Annotated in this window: 14 protein-coding genes; 12 read left to right on the top strand and 2 right to left on the bottom strand. The window is 47.6% G+C overall.

The window, feature by feature from the left end:
- The first annotated feature begins 76 nt into the window (after positions 1-76).
- Positions 77-955 carry a zinc-dependent peptidase gene (locus WBG78_RS05505; RefSeq protein ID WP_337325386.1) on the top strand — a complete coding sequence of 293 codons (879 nt, stop codon included), beginning with the start codon at positions 77-79 and terminating at the stop codon, positions 953-955.
- 215 nt (positions 956-1,170) lie between these two features.
- A complete protein-coding gene (locus WBG78_RS05510; RefSeq protein WP_337325387.1) occupies positions 1,171-1,659 on the top strand; it encodes a hypothetical protein in 489 nt (162 codons plus the stop codon).
- 48 nt (positions 1,660-1,707) lie between these two features.
- Here the strand turns inward: WBG78_RS05510 and WBG78_RS05515 are convergent, their stop codons facing one another.
- Entirely contained in the window at positions 1,708-2,703 is a 996-nt protein-coding gene (locus WBG78_RS05515) for a helix-turn-helix transcriptional regulator (RefSeq protein WP_337325388.1), read from the bottom strand.
- 181 nt (positions 2,704-2,884) lie between these two features.
- Here WBG78_RS05515 and WBG78_RS05520 point away from each other — a divergent pair, with 181 nt between their 5' ends.
- Together WBG78_RS05520 and WBG78_RS05525 are read left to right on the top strand one after the other, a co-directional pair.
- A complete protein-coding gene (locus tag WBG78_RS05520) occupies positions 2,885-4,201 on the top strand; it encodes a DUF2130 domain-containing protein (protein WP_337325389.1) in 1,317 nt (438 codons plus the stop codon).
- Between the two features lie 102 nt (positions 4,202-4,303).
- The gene (locus WBG78_RS05525; protein WP_337325390.1) at positions 4,304-5,626 is read left to right on the top strand and encodes a Gfo/Idh/MocA family protein; all 1,323 of its coding nucleotides are present in this window, start codon (positions 4,304-4,306) and stop codon (positions 5,624-5,626) included.
- A gap of 139 nt (positions 5,627-5,765) precedes the next feature.
- On the opposite strand, the gene WBG78_RS05530 is transcribed toward WBG78_RS05525, so the two are convergent.
- Positions 5,766-7,130: an AGE family epimerase/isomerase gene (locus WBG78_RS05530; RefSeq protein WP_337325391.1), complete on the bottom strand. Its 1,365-nt coding sequence runs from the start codon at positions 7,128-7,130 to the stop codon at positions 5,766-5,768.
- Positions 7,131-7,438: 308 nt separating this feature from the next.
- On the opposite strand from WBG78_RS05530, the gene WBG78_RS05535 reads away from it, so the two are divergent.
- From WBG78_RS05535 to WBG78_RS05570, 8 genes are all read left to right on the top strand, one after another.
- Positions 7,439-8,044: an RNA polymerase sigma-70 factor gene (locus WBG78_RS05535; protein WP_337325392.1), complete on the top strand. Its 606-nt coding sequence runs from the start codon at positions 7,439-7,441 to the stop codon at positions 8,042-8,044.
- 195 nt (positions 8,045-8,239) lie between these two features.
- Positions 8,240-9,280, top strand: a complete 1,041-nt coding sequence (locus WBG78_RS05540; protein ID WP_337325393.1) for a FecR family protein — start codon at positions 8,240-8,242, stop codon at positions 9,278-9,280.
- Between the two features lie 155 nt (positions 9,281-9,435).
- Positions 9,436-12,987, top strand: a complete 3,552-nt coding sequence (locus tag WBG78_RS05545) for a TonB-dependent receptor (RefSeq protein ID WP_337325394.1) — start codon at positions 9,436-9,438, stop codon at positions 12,985-12,987.
- 11 nt (positions 12,988-12,998) lie between these two features.
- Complete coding sequence (locus WBG78_RS05550; RefSeq protein WP_337325395.1) at positions 12,999-14,879, top strand: RagB/SusD family nutrient uptake outer membrane protein; 1,881 nt, start codon at positions 12,999-13,001, stop codon at positions 14,877-14,879.
- A gap of 75 nt (positions 14,880-14,954) precedes the next feature.
- The gene (locus tag WBG78_RS05555; protein WP_337325396.1) at positions 14,955-18,296 is read left to right on the top strand and encodes a VCBS repeat-containing protein; all 3,342 of its coding nucleotides are present in this window, start codon (positions 14,955-14,957) and stop codon (positions 18,294-18,296) included.
- Positions 18,297-18,513: 217 nt separating this feature from the next.
- Positions 18,514-19,407 carry a hydroxypyruvate isomerase family protein gene (locus tag WBG78_RS05560; protein WP_337325397.1) on the top strand — a complete coding sequence of 298 codons (894 nt, stop codon included), beginning with the start codon at positions 18,514-18,516 and terminating at the stop codon, positions 19,405-19,407.
- A 94-nt stretch (positions 19,408-19,501) separates the two neighbouring features.
- Entirely contained in the window at positions 19,502-21,046 is a 1,545-nt protein-coding gene (locus WBG78_RS05565) for an alpha-N-arabinofuranosidase (RefSeq protein WP_337325398.1), read from the top strand.
- Between the two features lie 396 nt (positions 21,047-21,442).
- On the top strand, positions 21,443-23,128 hold the full coding sequence (locus WBG78_RS05570) for a sodium/sugar symporter (RefSeq protein ID WP_337325399.1): 1,686 nt from the start codon (positions 21,443-21,445) through the stop codon (positions 23,126-23,128).
- Positions 23,129-23,249 lie beyond the last annotated feature (121 nt).

Here is a 23,249-nt window from a genome sequence, read left to right on the forward strand (position 1 = left end):
TATAGTGATATTTTTGGTTGGACATTAGTGACAATGAGACGACTGTCTGTGGTCGTTAAAGCACTTAACTGACGCGATGTGGAGCTTCATATTTATCCTGGCATTTCTGGCAGCATTTGGTATTTTCTATACTAGACAAAAGCGTGTTGCCAACCTGCCGGCTCAGTTTCCAGAAAAGTGGCGGGCTATTCTCCTTAACAATGTTTCGTTTTACGTGCAACTGGACGTCGATGAGCGAAAGCGGTTCGAAATTGCTATCCTTCGTTTCCTGACGCGCGTGCGCATTACCGGTGTTCAAATTGAGGTCGATATAACGGACAAGCTACTCGTCGCCAGCAGTGCAGTAATTCCCGTCTTTGGATTTCAGGACTGGCACTATTCGTTTCTCAATGAAGTATTGCTTTATCCCGGATCCTTTGACAGCGACTATCAGTTCGGCAATAAGGAGGAGGTCATCCTTGGTATGGTGGGGAGCGGAACCATGGAAGGGAAGATGATCCTGTCGAAGCCGGCCCTTCATCGCGGGTTTGGAAATGCCGAAGACAAGCAGAATGTGGGCATCCACGAATTCATCCATTTGTTGGATAAGGAAGATGGCGTGATCGATGGTATACCGGCCACATTAAAGGACAAGGCGTATGCGGTACCATGGTTGAACCTGATACATAAGCAGACTGCCCAGATCATGAAGGGAAAGAGCGACATCAATGCCTACGGAGCTACAAATGAAAAGGAATTTTTGGCCGTAGCCGGTGAGTATTTCTTTGAACGTCCGGCGCTTCTTCAAAAGAACCACCCCGAGCTTTATCGGCTGTTGTCGATTGCTTTCCACCAGGATACGGCGCATTTGTTGAGCCACCCGGTGCCCGAAAAGCCTGAGCTTCAGCGTAACGATCCGTGCCCCTGCGGAAGTGGGCAGAAGTTCAAGAGGTGCTGCATGGACAAGTCTTCATAAATTCTTAACGTTTTTTGTAAGCAGAAACGGAAACTTTCGATACATTTGTCTCACTATGATTAAGCGACCAACAATTCAATCGGCAGTCAACCTCCACATGGTGCTCAAGCGCCGTGGTATGGTCCGGGATTGTTTTAATTAGACTCATTGTTAAATGATATAATAAAAGCCCGGGCCCAAAATGTCCGGGTTTTTTGTTTTAAATGAATCAAACAATGCACAACGTTATTCTGAACTTACGAAATGAGCTTATCCGGTCGATCTCCGCTATTGATGCGTGGTTCGATGTGGACGGTGCTTTGCTTAGTCAAAAGATCAGCGCTACCGAAACGGTTGCTGAGTTCCTATATAACCTTACCCACTCGAGCCGCGACCTGCTGGATGCCATAACATACAAATCGCAGCGAAGTTTAAGCGGGCCCATGGATTTACAGTTTCCCCATGACTCGTCTGGGGTGAGGTTTTTGAGAAAAGGAATAGGACGCATCGAGTTGGAATCGGCGCGTGCCGAGCTTCGCGAACAGCTTGACCGTTGCCTCATTTATCTTGAGCTTTTGTTGCAAAAGCAGGAGATGCACAATGATGATATCGTGCACTTCGATGGCTACCAGGGAGTATATTTATTGCTCATCCATTTGAAGCGCCATCTCGGAGACCTGAATCAACTTGGCGAGCGGCATAGAGATATCGCGCCCTATTGGTAGGGTTGTCTTTTGCGTAAAGTATGCTGGTTGCCGATAACAGGTGACAGGCTAGGACTTTCGTTGCCTGATCTTATCGTCAATGAAATCGCGAAGAGAATCCGGGCCAACAACAGCAATCTCATCGATAAGTCCTAACACAAATCGTGAAGGTCCTTCGAATGAAGACACCGGGCCGTTGAATACGTATCCGTCATCGATCTGCGTGATGAAAGGAATTGCAAGAGGGAACTCTTCACGCAGCAGCAGGTAGGCGCGAAGCGTGAGTTGTAAGGTGATCCGTGTTTCTGAATCGCCGGACATCCCGAAGATGTCGGATTGATTCTTCTTATGGAGCGCTTCGAATTGATAGCCTGATGTAGCAATCACCACGGATGCTATCCTATCGAGCTTGAATTGCTTGCACACCTGATCGCCCGTATCCAGTGCGACAACTGATTGATAGTTATCTCCAAAATGGATTGGCTCGACAAGGCGGTCGCGTATGTCGTTGCTGTTTGCCGAATGATAGTTCGTTAAAACTATTTGCTTCTTTGTTCTGATTGCCTCAGCAATTTCCTCCACGAGCTTACCAATGCGTTGCTTCAGGAACAGGCGCGGCATGCTGTCAATTTCGGAGTTCAGCGATAGTTTCTTCAGAAGAAGATTCTTAAGAGGATTGTCATTTGTTCCGGTTGCTATCAACTTCTTCATCAGTCGTGTTTCCTCGACTGAGAAAACAGCCTGTGTTGGATCATCATCGGAGGTTATAATGAAATACCGGTTCTCGAAGTCTTTCTCCACCAGGAAGTCGACGGCTTCGAGCAGGTTCATATATCGATATATCGTGCGTGGACTCGTGTCAAATCGTTCTGCCAGTTGCTGGATCGTCCAGTGCCCGGATTTCAATACGGCGATGATTTGAAAGAGTCTTAGCAGCTTAGCCTGAGGAATGATGGATTCTGACGACTTAGACTTAGCAGACTTAGTGTCGGAGGCAGGTTGTTTGGAATTCTTCGTTCCGGATTTAACAACACCCGCGTTGCTCTTCCTGGCGTTTGGTTTCATAGCATCAATTCTTACGTCTGTTCGTGTCGTACAAATTGTGTAATGGTCTAGTATCCAACCCGTCCCGCTGCCGTGTCACAACCTGTCACGACTGCAATATACCTTCGAATCATATAGCAAACGCAATTCGCGCGGGCAATAGCGCGGCAAACGATCACAGGTAACTAAAATATTCATATCTATGCATCAAACTACAGAAACCAAAAACAGGATAGGAGCGTCAATGTCGGTGCATTCAAATCAACAAGCCAACAAATCAACAAGTCAACAAATAGTCTGTCCTCATTGTGGCAATAAGTTCTCGCCGGAAGAAACGCTCGAGCATGAATTAAGGGCTAAGCTGGAAAAGGAATTTCAGGCTAAGCGTTATGAGGAACTGCGTGCCGCCACGGAGCGGGTACGAGCTGAAGAGGGGAGTAAATTTCAACTACACATTCGCCAGATTGAAGAAGACCGGCTGGCAAAAGCCAGGCGATTGAAGTCGCTTGAGGAGAAGATGGTCTCCGTTGTTGAGCGTGAGCGCGGCTTGCAAGAACGGGAGGAAGGAATAGAGCTTGAAATGAAGAAGCGTCTGCTGGAGCGGGAGTCTGTTATTCGGGAGCACGTGGAGAAATCGGCAAGTGAACGGGCTGAACTGGATTATCGCGAGCGCGAACAAAAACTTGTAAGGGAGCGCGAGCTCTGGGAAGTGCAAACGAAGCGAATGATCATTGAAGAAAGTGAGAAGGCACGCGAGCAGGAACGCCTCAGAAGTGTTGAACTTCAAAAGAAGCTTGAGGATCAATCGCGACTTATCAACGAAATGAAAAAGCGTTCTGAGCAGGGCAGCATGCAAATGCAGGGAGAGGTTCAGGAGCTGGCCATTGAAGAATACCTGCAGCATACATTTCCACGGGACCGGGTCGAAGAGGTGGCTAAGGGTAAACGTGGAGGTGATTGTGTGCACGTAGTTATAGATCAGTTTGGCGGATCGTGTGGCCGGATATTATACGAAAGCAAACGCACGAAGCATTTCAGCAACGACTGGATTGCAAAAGTCAAAGATGACATGCGGCTGCAACAAGCCGGCGTCGCGGTAATAGTAACGGAGGTGCTACCCGAAAGAATGACCAGGTTTGGAGAAATGGAAGGCGTTTGGATCTGTACGTTTGCTGATTTCAAGGCGCTTGCCACGCTCCTGAGAAGCAGCATGATTCGAATCGGTGAAGTTGTACAGGCTCAGGAGAATCGTGAATGCAAGATGAACCTGGTATACAACTATGTAACCAGCACAGAATTCAAGCAAAAGCTGGAGGCGGCATTTGAGAGTTATCGCGACATGCAGGAAGATCTCATTAAGGAAAAGGCACTCTTTACAAGCCAGTGGGCAAAGCGAGAAAAGCGACTGATGAAGGCGATGGAAAACCTCGCTGCACTTTATGGTGACGTTCGTGGTATGGCTGGCGGAGCAGTGCAGGAAATCAGCGGACTGGAGTTGCCGCAGATGCTGGAAGAATAGCCGGCAGTAATACAGAGCTGTACAAATGCGGATATCTTTCGTTAAATAGTGGTTGCATTTACCAGACTTTATCGAAACTGATTAATTCAAACCCGTACAACTATGTCCAATCGTCGCTCCTTTATTAAACATTCAATGCTCACCACTGCCGGCATGATGGCCATGCCCAATGTGTTTAGTTTTCAGGGTTCGCCCAATGAGAAGATAGTAATGGGTATGATGGGGACGAACAGCCGTGGTTTCTTTTTGGCTACCATGCTGGCTAAACTTCCCAATGTTGAAGTTGCCTATATCTGCGACGTGGACAGCCAGGTTGTTGCGAAGACAACGGCTGAGATAGAGAAGATCACAGGAAAGAAACCACAAGGCATTAAAGACATTCGTCAGCTGCTTGAGCGCAAGGATGTGGATGCCATCGCCATCGCGGCGCCCGATCACTGGCATGCACCGGCAGCGTTGCTGGGGGCAAAAGCAGGGAAGCATGTTTATGTTGAAAAGCCATGCTCACACAGTCCGGCAGAAGGCGAGATGCTCGTTGCCGCAGCAACGAAGTATAACAAACTGATCCAAATGGGAAGCCAAAGAAGAAGCTTCCCGCGTGTGATTGAAGCCATTCAGGAGCTTCGGAACGGCGCAATAGGTCGCGTCTATTTTGCGAAGGGCTGGTACGCCAATGGGAGGAAGCCCATAGGCAAAGGCAAAGTAATTGCTCCTCCCGCAAATCTCGACTTCGAACTTTGGCAGGGCCCCGCACCCCGCCAGGATTATCGCGACAACCTGGTTCACTATAACTGGCACTGGTTCTGGAATTGGGGCACAGGAGAGGCCCTCAATAATGGTACTCACGAAATTGATGTAATGCGTTGGGGACTCGGGGTCGATTTTCCTTCGAAAGTTGTTTCAGCCGGAGGAAGGTTTGCCTACCAGGACGACTGGCAAACTCCCGATACACAAACCATCACCGCAGAATTCCCTAACAACACTGCGCTGACCTGGGAAGGCAGAAGCTGCAGCGACTTCCCCGTCGAGGGCGTTGGTCGCGGTGTGATCTTCTACGGCGAAAAAGGAACAATGGTGATCCCAGGCGGTGATGACTATAAGATCTATGATCAGGGAAACAAGCTGGTCAAGGATGTGAAGACATCATTGCAGCAGGTCGATGCAACAAACACTATGGGTGCGGGAGAGAAGCTTGATAGTATTCACCTGACGAACTTCCTCAATTCCATTCGTGGAAAGGATAAACTCACCATGCCGATCTCGGAAGGATTCAAGTCGACGCTGATTCCACAGCTCGGAAATATATCATATCGTGTTGGTCGTGCTATCCACTGCGACACCTCGAGCGGGCACATCAAAGATGATAAAGATGCTCAGGCGTTGTGGAGCCGGGAGTACCAGAAGGGTTGGGAGATGAAACTCTAGAATTATGAATTAAGAATTAAGAGTTAAGAATTAGCAGCCGACCCTGCGGGTCGACGAAGTCCACGACGAAACGTCGTGGCGTTCAAGCAGCCAAAGGCTGGCTGCTAATTCTTAACTCTTAATTCTTAATTCTTAATTTCTAAGGATTTACTTCCTCCCCATTCAGCCTCCTGATGCAATTGATCATCGACCTGTATTGATGATACGTCGCCTTCCAGATGTGGCCTTTTAAGGCAGTTTTCTTTTCGGGTTGTTTGTCGATGCCGCCCTCGAACCAGTCGCCGTACTGATGATCGATGAGGTTCTTATCGCAGTATGCCCACAGCTTTAAGAACTTTTCGTAGTAATGGTGTTCATCATCGGGATAATGATCACTCATGAGTAACAAAGTGTTGAGGCCTTCGGCCTGTGCCCACCAGTTCTTGGTGTCATGTGTGATGGTGATTCCAGGTTTGTCTTTGAAGTAGTATCCTTCGTCATAGAAGCCACCGTCTTTGTCGTCCCATCCAACTGCGAGAGCATGATCGACCATGTGCTTGGCCTTTCTGGCAGTGAGTGTGTCGTTTTCCAGGCCAAGAACGTGAGATGCTTCCAGCATTAGAAAAGCCGTTTCAACATCGTGACCAAACGAGACGTGATCGAGTCCGTGATGTTTGTTCACGATAGAATCGGGTTGATCAACAAACGTAATGGGCTTCCAGTCGGAAGTAAGGAACAGTACCAGATATCCTTTGGGGTTCGTGATCGTGTCGCGAATAAGGACGAGCATTTCTTCGAGGCGCTCCCGTACCAATGGGTCGGGCCAGACCTGATATAATTCGGCAAGAGCTTCGAGAAGGTGAATAGAACTGTTCTGGTCCTTATAGCCAGTTTCAGCTGTCGAAGGGACTGAGGCATCGCGCGCGACGACACTTCCGTCGCGTTTCAGATGCTGATAGTATCCCTTGTAAACACTGTCGTGGCTATGCTGTTCCATCCACATGAAAGCTTTCTTTGCCAGGTTCAGTGCAGCAGTATCTTTTGATGCTTTGTAATATGCAGCGAGTGCATAGATACCGAAGGCGTTTCCATAAGCAGTTTTCTCGCCCTGACCACTAGCCTTAGGGTTGCCCTTCTTGTCGACGAGCCAGTGAAACCCGCCGTATTGTTTGTCCCACATCTTATCGCGCAGGAACTCGAAGCCATGGTGTGCCGCCTCCAGGTGGTGCTTGCGCTCAGGGTATATTTCTGATGCTTTGGAGTTGGTCCACACATGTCGTGATTGTGAAACGATCATCTTGTCCTGATCGCCGGTGGGTTTGAAGTCGTAAGTAAATGTGCTCAGGAAGCCGCCATCTTCCTTGTCGATTGATTGTGGATACCATTTGTCCAGTATTTCAGTGCGGGCATGTTTCTCAAGAACAACTGCCAGATCGCGTTTTTCTTTTGTGTTGTCGGGAGCTGGTTTATTGCATGAAGCGAGAAGAAGGAGTACAAAGATCGCTGGGAGCCTTTTTATAATCATATCGAATTGAGGTTCGTAATTATTTTTCTTGTTGGAATCGGTTTGTGTCCGCGCACTTGTTGATTTATCTGTTGAGGTTGTCAAAGAAATGCCGTGACACAATCCGCGCGTGAAAATCGAGATAGCTGCGCTTTATTTCCAGTGAATATTATATTATCGGCCGGCTGTTGATTGGAAAAAATCGCACCCGCAATCGTTTTCTTCATTGCTTTTCACTAATATAGATGTATAATTGACACTTAATAAGTGTTAGTCATTGTTCCGCTATTTACCTAACCTAGTAACCTTGCAAAGTGCTTAACTTAGTGATGGATAAGTTAAAAGCATATTCCGATAGCGCATTGCTCGACCTTCTGAAAGTTCAGGATGCGCCAGCCTTTGAGGAAATATACAATCGCTATTGGCGGGTATTGTACTCGATGATTTACAGACGTCTTCAGTCCCGCGAAGTATCAGAAGAAATCGTTCAGGATATTTTTACCAGTTTATGGGTTAACCGGAATACTGTTGTTATTCACAGTCTTTCAGCGTATCTGACTACTGCAGCTAAGTATAAAACAATTAATCACGTGGCCCGTGAGACATCACGTCAGGTCTACACGCGTCAGCAACTTGAGCTCGCAGATCCTCAGCACAACAATTGCACAGAGGAGGAAGTATTACACGACGATCTGAATGGTGCGTTGGAACGCGAAATCGAAAAGCTTCCTGCAAAACGCCGGCAGATTGTCAAACTTCACAAAACCGAGGATCTCTCTTTAAAGCAGGTCGCCAACCGGTTAGGCATCTCGGAGAAAACTGCCGAGAATCAATATGGTAAAGCGCTTAAGGCGCTAAAGCTCAATTTAAAACACTTCACTTTCTTTTCGTTTGCCATTTATCTCATGTGCAAGGTCTTTGCACTTGTCGGCTGATCGCACTTTTACATTTTACATAAGGAGCTTTACATCTTGCTGTTGCGTTTCGTAACGCAGTTCGTGCTTTTCAGCATATGATCGTCGGCACGCGACAAACTCTTTTTAAAAAAATCCATAACAGAATAGGGGGAAAGCCCTTCCGACCGGACTTATGAAATTGAGCCCCGGAATCGATAGATACCTCGTTTGAACATGGAAAAAAGACCCTTCGATAAAATATTGAACAAATACCTGAGAGGCGAATGCACGTCGCGGGAGAAGGCCCTTGTGGAGGAGTGGTTTGCATCACTCGATACAATGAATGACGATCCCCGTTTGTTCGATGCCGGTGCCGAGGCCGGACTTCAAATGAAGATGTTGAAAGAGATCCGGCAGAGAATTGCACGGGAGCGCAGGCATCAGAGTGATAACACTCGTCGATTGTGGAGTCCGCTGCGCGTAGCGGCAGCTGTGCTTGCTGTTGCCCTGGCCGGATTTACATGGGTATCGTTGAAACGCAACGGTTCTGTTCTTTCATTTTCTTACAATGGGCAGTCCGCTTCACAACTCATCACGCTACAGAACAAGACTGCTGCTGTAGAAGAACACAGATTGCCCGATGGCTCATTGATTAAGCTTCAACCTCATGGAACATTAATATACGCCCGGAAATTTGCCTCGGACAAACGGGAAGTGCGGCTTATTGGAGAGGCATTCTTTGATGTAACGAAAGACAAGACAAGGCCATTTATCATCAACGCCCGCGATGTAATGGTGAAGGTATTAGGCACGAGTTTCAACGTAATCGCTAATGAAGGTGATCAGGAAGTGAAAGTTGCTGTAAGAACCGGTAGAGTATCCGTTACACGGCCCGTTAATTATGCGCTTCGGAGGGGCATAGATGAAGTTATTCTCACCCCTAACCAGGAAGTTACCTATAACATGGTGAACGAAAATTTTTCCAGGCAGATCGTTGCAACGCCACAGATCATCCTTCCACAGCCCATGCGCCTGCATATGAAATATGAGGCAGAGCCGGTGGACGAAATTTTCAAGGTGCTTGAAGATAACTACGGAATAGACATAGTATATGATTCCAGTATCCTGTCGTCGTGCTCTCTGACAACCACGATGGAGGACGAAGGATTTTACGAACGCATTGAAATTATTTGTCAGGCAATCGGAGCCACGTTTGAAGTTGAGGACGCCAGAGTCCTGATTAAAAGCGCCGGATGTCAGGAATTAAACAACTAACCAAAATGCCTATGTAACGACACATACTCATCACCCAACCCAAAAAAGTGGGCCAATGATGCTGGAACCATCAGTGGCCCGTCGTCGCGTCCGGAAAATGCACCGGATGAAACCTAGTTTTTGCCCTATTAGATCAAACAAAAACATTTAAAAATATGAAGAATAAGTCTAAACCTATTCGAAATGCATTGCTATTCTTTATGAAAGTCACCCTGATTAATATACTGATTACCAGCGTGTCGGTGATGATGGCATATGCGATTGACACGAATGGGCAGGAGGTACTTGACCGGCGGGTCACCCTGCATACGGAAAATGCAGAGGTGAAGGCGGTCCTCTCCGAAATTGAACGAAAAGTGGACGTAAAATTCACTTATCGTTCCAAGCTCATTCAAAACCGCGACCGTGTCTCCCTCGATGTCAAAGACGAGACTTTATCAACTGTCCTTGACCAATTGCTCGGTACCAATCTTCGCTATGATGTTATCGGCAAACAAATTGTTCTAAAATCGGCAGAGGGAGATACGGAACCTTCAGCTGTTGCGATTGCAGCCAATGCGCCGCCAATCACGGTGTCGGGTGTCGTTAACGATGAGCAAAACCAGCCAATACCTGGTGTAAACATTTTGGTTAAAGGCACCACCTCTGGTACCACTACCGATGTGAATGGAAAATTTTCACTCGACGTGCCAGAAGAAAATTCCACTTTGGTTTTTAGTTTCATTGGTTATGCTTCGCAGGAAGTTGCGGTGGCCGGACAAACTAACCTGACTGTCACCCTTATTCAGGATGTACAGTCATTACAGGAAGTGGTAGTGGTTGGTTACGGTGAACAAAAGAAGATCACCGTTACAGGTTCTGTTGTTGCGGTAAACGGTGCTGATCTGGTTAAGTCACCTGCAGTGGATCTTTCCAACTCATTTGCAGGACGATTGGCTGGTGTGGTAGCTGTTCAAACGAGCGGCGAACCTGGAAATGACCAGTCAACGATTCGCATTCGTGGTGTTAACACCATGGGTAATACTTCGCCTCTTGTCGTTATCGATGGTATCCCGGATCGCGATGGTGGTTTGAACCGTCTCGCACCTCAGGACATTGAAAACATATCCGTACTGAAAGATGCATCGTCTGCAATTTACGGTTCCCGTGCTGCCAATGGTGTTATTCTGGTAACCACCAAACGCGGAAAGGCCGGTGCTCCGCAGGTAAGCTACGATTTCAATCAAGGCTGGTCGCAACCTACACGCATTCCTAAGATGTCGAGTGCTCCCGAGTACGCGGCCATCATGAATGAGATTCCGATCTATAAGGTAATCCCTTCGAACGAGTGGAACGCGGCATGGACGGCAATACAGGAATCAGGTAAGTATACGTCCACGAACGGAACAACGGTTAACGCCAACTACAGTCCGAACGACGTGAAGCTCTTCAAAGATGGTTCCGATCCATGGGGGCACCCTAACACCGACTGGTTCAAGGACGCATTTAAGACATGGGCTCCTCAGTCGAGACACAATCTGCAGGTGAGCGGAGGTAATGAGTCTGTGAAATACCTTGCATCAATTGGTTATGTTCATCAGGACGCCTATTACAAAAATTCTGCAACGTTCTACAATCAATATAACTTCAGAGTAAATCTGGACGCCAAGATAAATAAATACATCAGCACCAGTTTTGGTTTGATGGCACGTGAGGAAGATCGTAACTATCCTACTCAAAGTGCTGGATCTATTTTCCGTATGTTGATGAGAGGTCGTCCAACTGAACCTGAAGTATGGCCTAACGGATTACCAGGTCCTGATATTGAAAATGGCCAGAACCCGTATGTGATTACTACGAATGCTACTGGTTACGATCGTACGCCGAAAGACTTCATTCAAAGTAACGCACGCGTCGACATCACCAATCCATGGATCGAAGGCCTGAAGCTTACAGTCATGGGCGCACTCGACAAGACTATCGAACGCAGAAAGATGTTTGAGACGCCGTGGTACCTGTACACCTGGGATAAGGTGAGCTATGAAGCGGATGGCGTCACACCGAAGCTGACAAAGGCGCTGCGCTCAACATTTACCGATGCACGGCTTACAGAAACAACGGGTTCTGTAGTGAACACAAACCTCACCGGCTTACTGAGCTACGACAAGACGTTTGGCGAGCACGTACTCGGCATTATGGTGGGAACTACCCGTGAAACGTTTGAAGGCGATCGCGTGACTGCATACCGCCGCGATTATATATCTACTGCGCTTGATCAGCCATTCTTTGGTGGAACTACTCAGTTGATCTCTGGTGGTGAGGATACGCGTTATACCTACAACCGGGCACGCCTCGGTTACTATGGTCGTGTTACCTATAACTACAAGGAAAAATATCTTGCTGAATTTGTGTGGCGATACGATGGATCTTCATTCTTCGCACCTTCTTCCCGCTATGGTTTCTTCCCTGGTGTTCTGCTTGGATGGAACATCTCGAATGAAAACTTCTTCGCTAATGCCCTTCCTGCTTTCAACTTCCTGAAGTTGCGGGGATCCTACGGTCAGATGGGCGGCGACCAGATCTATCGTCCGAATCCTCCTCCGCAGACAGGTTACACAGATATCCTCATGGAATACGCATACCTGTCATTGTATAGTCCAAATTCATACCCGATCAACAACCAGGTTGTGACTACGCTGCTTGAAGGTACTGCACCTAACGTTGACTATACATGGGAAGTATCAAACAACGCCAACGTTGGTTTGGAAGGTATCATGTTTAACAACAAGTTTGATTTCACACTGGAATATTTCATCAACAGGAGAAACCAGATGCTGATCTACAAACAAGGATCAACTCCCGAGTCAACCGGGTTGGCTGCACGCCTTCCACCTGTAAACGCAGGTAAGATGGAAAACAAGGGATTTGAATTTACCCTTGGCTATAACGGTCAATCAGGAAACTTCATGTATCGCATTGGCGTGAACGCCGGTTATAACAAGAACAAGGTTATATACATGGATGAAGTCACTTCTGCTCCGTCCTACCAGTGGCAGACAGGTCACCAGTTGAATGCGTATCTCGCGTATAAGGCTGATGGTGCATTCCTTAGCCAGGCAGAGATCGATCAGGAGTCTCTTGATTACTCAGCAGTGACATCGAAGTTGTTGCCAGGCGACATGAAGTTCCAGGATGTAAACAACGATGGAAAAATTAACGCCGACGACAAAGTTCGACTTGACAAATCGGATACTCCAAACTTCAACTACGGTATCACGATGAACTTTACATTCATGAATTTTGACCTTGCTATTCTGTTTCAGGGTGCGGCCGGTGCACTGTTGCCATTCGGAACAGAATCAGGAGACATCGGAAACTATCTGAAGTACAGTCATGATCACCGTTGGACTATCGATAACCCAAGCAGTGTAAATCCACGTCTGGCGATCCGGAATGACACATACTACACGGGTGGCGAGTACTCCATAAATACATACTACCTGTATAGCAAGAACTATCTCCGTCTCAAGAACATTGAACTGGGATACAACGTGCCGCGCGCTGCAGTAGGAAAGATCGGCTTGAGTGCACTTCGCATTTATGTGAACGGTTTGAACCTGGTGACCTGGGATAAGTACAAGATCTTCGATCCCGAAACAACGAGCGGATCGGGTCAGTACTATCCGCAGTCCAGAATTATCAATACGGGTGTTCGTCTAACATTCTAACATCAACAGCAATGAAGAATATTGTAAAACTAATATTAGCGGGACTAATGATGATCCCGTTTGGCTGCGGTGATAGTTTCCTCGACACCAAACCCACGAGCAGCGTTTCGTCTGAAACCACGTGGCAGGATGGCCCATTGTCGCAGGCTTTTGTATTTGGAGTTTATTCTTACTTCGGCTATGGTGGATTTGAAGAACAGATGCTCGCATCATATACTGATGAAGCGATGTTCACCCACGCCGGCCGGAGTATCAATACATTTACGGAGGGAAATGAGAGCCCATCGAGCCTTGCCTGGACCAGTGACACCTATCGCTGGGGTAAGATGTACGAGGCAATCCGTGCGGCAAATACGGCTATAGAGAATCTGCCGGATGCCACTTTTACGGATGTGGATAAGGACAGACTTCTCGGCGAATCTTATTTTCTCCGCGCTTACTTTTATCATCAGTTGCTGAGATACTATGGTGGTGTTCCCATCATCGAGCACGTATACGGATTGAATGATGACTTTGCAATTGCAAGGAGTACGTTCGCAGAATGCGTTGATTTCATCATCGCTGATTGTGAACGTGCTGCTGCCCTTTTGGTCGGCAAACCAAAGACTCCCGGCAGAGCAACTCGTCTGGCTGCAATGGCATTGAAGGCCCGTGTTTTACTGTATGCAGCAAGTGATCTGCACGATCTGCCTACGGCATCGGCAAAATCATCTTTGATCAGCAGCTATTCCGACAAGAACTTCCTCGGGTATCCTGCCGGCGACAGAAATGCAAGATGGACCCTGGCACGCGATGCGGCTAAGGCAGTGATGGATGCAGGCACAGGTTATAAGCTTGACCTGGCGGCACCTGTCGGCCCTGCAATTGCAAAGGCGAACTACGTGTCTCTGTCAATGGGCGGAGGCAGCGCAGTCGGCGACCCGGCAGCTGCATCTGAGCTGATCCTGGAGCGTGTAGAGACGGCGTTGTACACAAGAGAAAACGACTGGCCACTGGGAGGTATTCACTTCGGTATCAACAATGGACCGAACGGCTATCACAACTGGGCGGGCAATACCCCAATTCAACAACTTGTTGACGACTATGAAATGATGGACGGAAGCAAGTTCGACTGGAGCAACACAACTCACGCGCAAGCCCCTTACACCAACCGCGATCCTCGATTCTATGCCACTGTTCTTTACGATGGCGCCGACTGGAAGCCTCGTCCAAGTGACGTTGCAGGCATAGATCCGGTCAATCAGGTACAGACAGGATATTATGACGATGGAAAAGGTGGTCGTCTTAACGGTGTGGATACGCGCGAATCTGCGGTAGAGAACTGGAACGGAAGCCGTACTCACTATTATGTGAGGAAGTTCATCGATCCGGATCCGGCGATTGTGGAAAATCAGTCGGATGCACAGACCATTCCATGGCCTTTCTTCCGGTACACAGAAGCTGTTCTCAATTATATTGAGGCGTCCATCGAGTTGGGTGACGAAGCGAATGCATTGCTTTGGCTTAATCGCATTCGATTCAGAGGCGGTATGCCTGCTGTTGCAGACGCTGGCAATGCATTACGTCAGCGCTACCGCAATGAACGCAGAATAGAATTGTCATTCGAGGAGCATCGTTATCATGACGCTCGCCGCTGGATGATCGCACCTGAAACCCTCGGCCGCGGTATAAAAAGTATACATGTCGATGCTACACTGAAAGCCGGACAGACGCCAAATGTGCCGTACAAGTATGACCCTACAAAGTACACCTACAAGTACACTGTCGAGGACAATACTTCGAATGAAACAAGAACGTGGAAGGATAAGATGTATTATCGTCCCATCAGCCGCGATGAAGTAAACAGAAACGCAAGCCTCCAGGGTCACAACAATCCTGGTTACGAGCAGTAAACAATTGTAACTAAAGAGAGAGGAATCTATTCTGAAAAGGGTAGATTCCTCTTGTATTATAAACACAACCAAAACATGCGCGGGCAGCTTCTCCTAATCTTAATCGTCTTCGTTGCATTTAGATGCACTTCTGATCGCACGGAGAAGCATGCGACTCAGCCACCGCCGCAGGAGACCCTGTTTCGATTCTTACCGGGTAGCGAAACGGGTGTTAATTTTTTCAACAATTTACAGGAGGGCCCCAACACAAATATCCTCATGTATGAATACTTCTATAACGGTGGAGGTGTTGCCGCAGGAGATCTCAATAATGATGGCCTGATCGATCTGTACTTTACGTCTAACATGGATGCTAACAAGCTGTACCTGAACAAAGGCAAGCTTAAGTTTGCAGAAGTGACCCGACAATCCGGAGCGACCGGACGCACCGGCCCGTGGAAGACCGGCGTGACGATGGCCGATGTAAACGGGGATGGCAGGCTCGACCTCTATGTATGCTACTCAGGCACTGTTCGCGAGGAGAACCGCACCAATCAATTGTTCATTAACGAAGGTAACGATAACCTTGGTATTCCGCATTTCACGGAGCGTGCTGCGGAATATGGTCTTGCAAGCGCGGGCTACAGCAATCAGATTTATTTTCTTGACTATGATCGCGATTCCGATCTTGATGCCATTCTTCTCAATCACAATCCGGAATCACTGCCTGTGCTTAACGAGGTTAGCACAGCTGCGCGCCTGAAAGTAGATGATCCTTTGAAAGGCGTACGTGTCTATAAAAATAACAATGGCAGGTTCACCGATGTAACCACCAAAGTTGGCGTGAATGGCTCTGAGCTGACCTATGGCCTTGGCGTTGCAATATCGGACTACAACAATGACGGCTGGCCCGACTTCTATTTGTCCAACGACTATGCAGTTCCTGATTACCTCTACATCAACAATAAAAACGGTACGTTCACCAATACCATACTTGAATCGATGGGGCACATCAGTCAATTCTCCATGGGCAATGATGCGGCAGACATAAACAACGATGGATGGACAGATATAATAACTCTGGATATGTTGCCGGAAGACAACCGACGGCAGAAACAGCTGATGGCAGGCGACAACTATGAGAAGTTTCAGCTGAACCTTCGGACGGGATTTCATCATCAATACATGCGCAACATGTTGCAGTTAAATAATGGCAATGGTACCTATAGTGAGGTTGGGCAATTTGCCGGCATTTCAAACACAGATTGGAGCTGGTCCGCCCTGCTGGCAGATTACGACAACGACGGCCATCGCGATCTCTTTATTACGAACGGATATCTGCGTGATTTTACCAACCTGGATTTTATCAAATACATGGACAATGTTGTTAAGGCCCGGGGAAGATTGAAGCGCGAGGATGTTCTTGACATCATCAGTCACATGCCCTCGTCGAATGTTGTGAATTACCTTTTCTCGGGAAGCGATTCATTGAAGTTTACCGATCAAACAAAGGCGTGGGGAATTCATAAGGCATCCAATAGCAATGGCGCTGCCTATGCGGATCTTGATAATGATGGCGACCTGGATCTGATTACAAATAACGTAAACCAGGAGGCGTTTATTCTGGAGAACAGAACTGAACGTGATAGCACCAAACATTTTGTTAGTATCAAACTAAAAGGGGAAGGAAAGAACTCAGTCGGTTTGGGTGCCAAAATACGGGTTAGTACTCACGCCCAACAACAATACTTCGAACAGTGGAATACACGCGGATTCGTTTCGTCTGTGAGTCCTGTTATCAACGTGGGGTTAGGGAAAGCAACAATTGTTGATACTCTCGTCATAACCTGGCCATCCGGAAAGCAGCAGGAGTTAACGGGCATTAACGCGGATCGCATGATAGAAGTTAGTGAGTCGGATGCCCAGCTACCAAAGCCGGGCATCAAATCAAGGTCAGCGGATAAACACGAAACTCTGTTTACTTCGGTAAACACGAATATCAATCAAACATATGTGCCGAAGAGAATAAACGACTTCAAGAGACAGGTGCTGCTTCTTGATCAGCCTTCATATTTTGGACCCTGCATGATCAAGGGTGATCTCAATGGAGATGGCCTGGAAGACATTTACGCTGGTGGTCATGGCCCGGTGAAGCCTCAGGTATACATCCAGACCCGAACCGGACAGTTCACATTAAAAGCACAGCCTGCCTTAGCTTCGGAGAATGATTATGACGACGCCGATGCCGTTATCTTCGATGCGAATGGAGACGGTCACAATGATCTGTACGTTGCACATGGAGGTTACGGATCGCTGGAGCCGGAGGATAAAAAATTTCAGGATCGGCTGTACCTGAATGATGGTTCAGGCAGGTTCACCACATCGGGATCGCTGCCTGAGTTACTGGCCAGTAAGGGGTGCGTTGCGGCCGGTGATCTCAATGGAGATACATATCCCGATTTGTTTGTCGGCGGGCGCATCGTTCCGGGAAGATATCCCGAAATTCCCTCAAGCTTTGTGTTGATCAATGATGGCAAAGGAGACTTTAAGGATGCCACGGAAAGCCTGGCCCCTGAGTTGCAGAAGGCCGGAATGGTAACGACAGCAGTCATCGCAGATCTCAATCGCGATGGAAAGAACGAACTTGCTATCGCGGGCGAGTGGTTGCCAATCACAATCTTTCAGTATGAGCATCAAAAACTCGTGGACGCAACCCTCAAATTTTTTGATCACAAGAATCGTGGATGGTGGAACAAAATTATTGTCGCTGATCTGAACAGTGATTCTATACCGGACATCGTTGCGGGCAACGCAGGAACAAACAATCAATTGCATGCTACTGACGACCAGCCTGTCGAGATGTATGCAGCCGACTTTGATAAGAATGGATCGATTGATCCATTGTTTACTTATTACATACAGAACAAGAGTTTCCCGTTTGTGACGCGCGACGAGTTGCTTGAGCAGCTTGCGCCGATGCGTAAGAAATTCACCACGTACGACAACTATGCCGATGCGACGTTAGATAACATTATAACTGAGGCGGATAAAAACCAGGCATTGCACCTCTCAGCAAATGAGATGAAAACGTTGGTCTTCTTCGGTAACCGGGATGGGAAATTCACAAAAGGAAAATTGCCCGATGAGGCGCAATTTGCACCTGTGTATGCCATAGCAGTTGGCGATTTCGATGGAGACAGAAATCAGGACCTTCTTCTATGTGGTAACGACCTTCATACGAAAATTCGGATAGGGAACGCCGATGCGAACTATGGACAAGTATTTGTCGGCGATGGCAATGGGAACTTCAGGTACGTCGATCAGCGCAGTTCTGGCTTAAGCATTAAAGGCGAGGTGCGAAGTATTCTGCAGATCAAGGACTTAATATTGATCGGGGCGTCGGAGCAGCGGATTCAGACATTCAAGGTCGTTCGGTAGCCTGCTGCCGCCATGAGGGAGATCAATCCCGGCGAAACTTAACGGCCAGCAGTAATCCAGCCACATTCAAACAAATACTTGATTTATAAGTGTAAAATTGACGTATATTACATTCGAAATATCAATCGAATGCAGCCCTATTGCTCATACGGTATTGCAGACCTCTGATTCCAACTTATAGGCAGGCAAGACATCCGGAAACAACATCATTAACTATATGAAGAAAGAACCTGGAACCTCGCGGAGAGGGGCGATCAAGAAGCTGGCCAGTTCAGCTGCCATAACGCTTGCTGGTACTTCCCTTGCGCATCGTGTTAAGGCTGCGGAGGCAGGAGTGAGGACAGAACTAAAAGGTAAGATCAATCATTCGGTTTGTCGCTGGTGCTACCGCGATATATCCCTGGACGACTTGTGCAAATCAGCGAAAGACATCGGCATCGCGTCAATAGAACTTACCGGTCCGGAAGAATGGCCAACATTGCAAAAATATGGCCTGACATCGGCGCTGCCATGGGGTGCGGGTAAGGGTATCGTTGACGGTTTCAACGATCTCGCATTGCACGATGAATTGATAAAGAGTTATTCTGAAGTAATTCCAAAAGCTGCCGCCGCAGGCCTCACACAAATCATTTGTTTCTCTGGAAACCGCAAGGGAATGGACGATGAAAAGGGCATGGAGAACTGCGCTATTGGCCTTAAAAAACTGATGCCTGTTGCCGAGAAACACAAGGTGACAATGGTGATGGAACTTCTCAACAGCAAGGTAGATCACAAGGACTACATGTGCGATCATACAAGCTGGGGTGCGGCATTATGCGATAAGGTCGGTTCGGACAGGTTCAAGTTGCTCTATGATATTTACCATATGCAAATCATGGAGGGCGACGTTATTGCCACTATAAAGAAGTATCAAAAGTACATTTCGCATTTTCACACGGGTGGTGTACCAGGGCGTCATGAAATTGACGACACCCAGGAGCTGCATTATCCTGCCATCATGGCTGCGATTGTAGAAACTGGCTACAAAGGTTTCGTTGCTCAGGAATTTATCCCGGCGCGTCCCGACAAAATAGCCTCCCTCAAACAAGGCGTCAACATCTGCGACGTTTAAAAAACCTTTGATTAATCCTGATGAATTAATGATGATTTCTTAACCTTTAAGAAAGCGGTCATTCTTAATTCTTAATTCTTAATTCTTAATTTTGATGAAGCAATTTCTCGTCGTCGTGGCGCTCGTTTGCAGTGTTGCTTTTGCATACGCGCAGCCTTCAAATCATATCGTTGTATCCACTTCCCTGGCAAAGCAGCAGATCAGCAAGCACATTTACGGTCACTTTTCGGAGCACCTGGGACGATGCATCTATGGAGGTTTCTTTGTTGAGGAAAATTCGACCGTGCCAAATACACGTCGCATACGTACCGATATCGTCGACGCACTGAAGAAGATTAACATACCAAACCTTCGCTGGCCTGGGGGATGTTTCGCGGATGAATATCATTGGAGTGATGGTATCGGAGATCGTTCGCAAAGGCCAAAGATGATCAATACGCATTGGGGAGGTGTTGTGGAAGACAACAGCTTCGGGACGCATGAGTTTCTCGATTTGTGCGGACTACTGGGGACTGAGCCATACATCTGCGGCAATTTAGGTAGCGGCTCCGTTGAGGAGATGTCGAAGTGGGTGGAGTATCTGAACTTCGATGGCGTGAGTCCAATGGCCGAACTGCGCAAAAAGAATGGTCACCCGGAACCCTTCAAGGTGAAGTATTGGGGCGTTGGAAATGAAAACTGGGGTTGTGGCGGAAACATGACTGCAGAATTCTATGCCGATCAATACAAGCGTTATGCTACTTATGCCCGCAATTATGGGGATACACGCCTGATGAAAATAGCCGGAGGCGCTAACTCATTCGACTACAACTGGACGGAAACACTCATGCGCAAGGTTCCGCTGAACATGATGTGGGGCATCTCACTTCACTACTATACTATTCCTAAAACCTGGGACAGCAAAGGATCGGCTACGGCGTTCGGTGAAGCGGAATATTTTTCTGCACTCAAGAGCTGTCTGAAAATGGAAGAGCTCGTAACAAAACACAGCACAGTGATGGATCGATACGATCCCGACAAGCGTGTGGCTCTGGTTGTCGACGAGTGGGGGATATGGACAGATGTAGAACCCGGTACCAACCCTGGATTTCTGTATCAACAGAACAGCTTACGCGATGCGCTGATTGCCGCATCGACGCTGAACATCTTCAACAACCATAGCGATCGCGTGAAGATGGCGAACCTGGCACAAACAATAAACGTCTTGCAGGCGCTCATCCTTACTAACAAGGAAAAGATGCTGCTGACACCAACTTATTATGTTTTCGACCTTTTCAAGGCGCACCAGGACGCTACGCTGATACCTCTTTCAATTCAATCGAAAGATTACGTCGTTGGCGCTGAGAAGCTTCCGGCTATCAATGGCTCGGGCTCCATTGATAAAAACGGTACTATCACGCTTACGCTGGTAAACATTGACCCTGCGAATAGTCAGGAGGTTGCGCTGGACGTTGCCGATGTGCAGTCATTAAGGGTCAGCGGGCAGGTGATCACCGCGCCAAAGTACACCGACCATAATACATTCGAGAAGCCCGGCGTGGTGAAACCCCAACCCTTTGACGGAGCGAAAAAGTCGAAGACGGGACTGACGGTTACCCTCCCTGCGAAGAGTGTGGTAGCATTGACGTTAGCCAGGTGACAGCGTTCGAAAGTGTGCTTTGCTTTTGCCTGAAGTATAACCGCAAAATGTAAAACTCTAAACCGCAGAATGTAAAAGTTCGGTCAGACGCACATCACTTATTGTGAAAATGACTATTTGCCGGACTGGCGGTAATTGACGCGTTGCTACCAGGTCAATTAGCCGTGTTATCGGGCACGAAGTGCAATTGGCCCCTTTCCAATGCCCATTGTCCTGCACCCGGGATGCCTGGAAACGAACACCCATCAAAAAAGTTGACGGATTCTTTGTTCTTCTCAAAAAGAACATGATTTTAGCCATGTTAAAACGTGTGCAGCATCGAATGAGGAGGCCATTTCTTGTATCTAACGCTGCACCTAAACCTAATCAGCCCCCGTGCTTTAACCTATTCCCGTAATGCAGCAGTTACAAACCTCAGACTACATCGTATTTCTGATCTATTTCTTTGTGGTCGCCTTTTATGGATACTGGATCTACAACAAAAAGAAGAAAGCTGTAACCGATTCGAAGGACTTCTTCCTCGCCGAAGGTTCACTCACCTGGTGGGCCATTGGTGCTTCACTGATCGCCTCCAACATATCCGCTGAACAATTTATTGGGATGTCGGGATCTGGCTTCAAGATGGGGCTCGCTATATCGACATACGAATGGATGGCTGCCGTCACACTCGTTATTGTAGCCGTATTCTTCATCCCTGTTTACCTGAAGAATAAGATCTATACCATGCCGCAGTTCCTTAACGAACGATACAATGGAACCGTGGCCATGATCATGGCGGTATTCTGGCTGTTACTCTACATCGTCGTCAACCTGATGTCTATCCTCTATCTCGGTGCCCTTGCTATCAGCGGCATCTCAGGAATCAACATCTTCCTCTGTATCTTCCTGCTTGCCATCTTCTCAATTTTTATCACTCTTGGCGGTATGAAGGTGATTGGATATACGGATGTGATCCAGGTGTTCTTCCTGGTATTAGGTGGACTCGTTGCTACGTATCTCGCGCTGAACCTGGTTGCCGAACGCGCAGGACAGGAAGGTATGCTTGCCGGTTTCAAACAGCTCACCAAAGATGCCGATGATCATTTCCATATGATCTTCATGAAGGATAATCAGAATTATATGGACTTGCCTGGTCTCACCGTGCTAATTGGTGGTATGTGGATTACAAACCTGAACTACTGGGGATGTAACCAGTATATCACCCAACGCGCACTTGGCGCCGATCTGAAAACTGCACGCAACGGTATCCTGTTTGCCGCGTTTCTAAAGATCCTTATGCCCGTGATCGTGGTTATTCCTGGTATTGCCGCTTATGTGCTTCACGGACAAGGAATGTTCCAGCAGGAGATGCTTGATTCAAAGGGCATCGTTGATGTAAACAAAGCATATCCTTCTTTATTGAACCTGTTACCCGCAGGTCTTAAAGGATTGTCATTCGCCGCGCTCACAGCCGCCATTGTCGCATCGCTGGCGGGTAAAGCAAACAGTATCGGTACTATATTCACACTCGACATTTACAAGAAGGCGTTCGACCAGAATGCAAGTGAAGCTTCCCTGGTTCGCGTAGGTAAGATTGCCGTCATCGTATCCATGTTGCTTGCTGTCCTTCTTTCATTGCTCATAGGAGAGAAACTCATGGGTGAAGGCAAGCAAGGCTTCCAGTACATTCAGGAATATACTGGCTTTGTGTCGCCTGGTATCTTTGCCATGTTCATCCTTGGCTTCTTCTGGAAAAAGACAACATCCAATGCAGCTCTGTTTGCAACCATCGGCGGTTTCATCTTCTCGTTGATATTAAAACTGATTCCTCCTTTTGTTGACCTCAGCTGGATGGCCGGCCTGGGATTCTCGAAAGACAATGGAGCAGGAGTTTACGAAATACCATTCCTTGATCGTATGGGATTCGTATTCATCGCCTGCGTGCTCGGTATGTTTATCATCACTAAAATCGAAAACGCTAAAGGTATAGTTCCTAAGGGCCTGGAAGTGGATCGATCAATGTTCCGTATGCACCCGGCGTTTCTTGCAGGGTCGCTGCTGGTGATGGGGATCATTACCGCCTTGTATACGATTTTCTGGTAGGGACAAGATTCACAATTGATAATTGACAATTGATAATTGATAATTGATAATTTTAGAGAGCCCCGCCTGGGGCTCTTTTATTTTGTAAACAGACATCAATCGTATACCCCAACAGAATTGT

Source organism: Chryseolinea sp. T2 (genome assembly GCF_037203685.1).
GTDB lineage: Bacteria > Bacteroidota > Bacteroidia > Cytophagales > Cyclobacteriaceae > Chryseolinea.

What these genes read in the sequence shown, in the direction of transcription:
- WBG78_RS05505 (WP_337325386.1), top strand. Translation starts at nt 77, where the DNA reads ATGTGGAGCTTCATATTTATCCTGGCATTTCTGGCAGCATTTGGTATT.
- WBG78_RS05510 (WP_337325387.1), top strand. Translation starts at nt 1,171, where the DNA reads ATGCACAACGTTATTCTGAACTTACGAAATGAGCTTATCCGGTCGATC.
- WBG78_RS05515 (WP_337325388.1), bottom strand. Translation starts at nt 2,703, where the DNA reads ATGAAACCAAACGCCAGGAAGAGCAACGCGGGTGTTGTTAAATCCGGA.
- WBG78_RS05520 (WP_337325389.1), top strand. Translation starts at nt 2,885, where the DNA reads ATGCATCAAACTACAGAAACCAAAAACAGGATAGGAGCGTCAATGTCG.
- WBG78_RS05525 (WP_337325390.1), top strand. Translation starts at nt 4,304, where the DNA reads ATGTCCAATCGTCGCTCCTTTATTAAACATTCAATGCTCACCACTGCC.
- WBG78_RS05530 (WP_337325391.1), bottom strand. Translation starts at nt 7,130, where the DNA reads ATGATTATAAAAAGGCTCCCAGCGATCTTTGTACTCCTTCTTCTCGCT.
- WBG78_RS05535 (WP_337325392.1), top strand. Translation starts at nt 7,439, where the DNA reads ATGGATAAGTTAAAAGCATATTCCGATAGCGCATTGCTCGACCTTCTG.
- WBG78_RS05540 (WP_337325393.1), top strand. Translation starts at nt 8,240, where the DNA reads ATGGAAAAAAGACCCTTCGATAAAATATTGAACAAATACCTGAGAGGC.
- WBG78_RS05545 (WP_337325394.1), top strand. Translation starts at nt 9,436, where the DNA reads ATGAAGAATAAGTCTAAACCTATTCGAAATGCATTGCTATTCTTTATG.
- WBG78_RS05550 (WP_337325395.1), top strand. Translation starts at nt 12,999, where the DNA reads ATGAAGAATATTGTAAAACTAATATTAGCGGGACTAATGATGATCCCG.
- WBG78_RS05555 (WP_337325396.1), top strand. Translation starts at nt 14,955, where the DNA reads ATGCGCGGGCAGCTTCTCCTAATCTTAATCGTCTTCGTTGCATTTAGA.
- WBG78_RS05560 (WP_337325397.1), top strand. Translation starts at nt 18,514, where the DNA reads ATGAAGAAAGAACCTGGAACCTCGCGGAGAGGGGCGATCAAGAAGCTG.
- WBG78_RS05565 (WP_337325398.1), top strand. Translation starts at nt 19,502, where the DNA reads ATGAAGCAATTTCTCGTCGTCGTGGCGCTCGTTTGCAGTGTTGCTTTT.
- WBG78_RS05570 (WP_337325399.1), top strand. Translation starts at nt 21,443, where the DNA reads ATGCAGCAGTTACAAACCTCAGACTACATCGTATTTCTGATCTATTTC.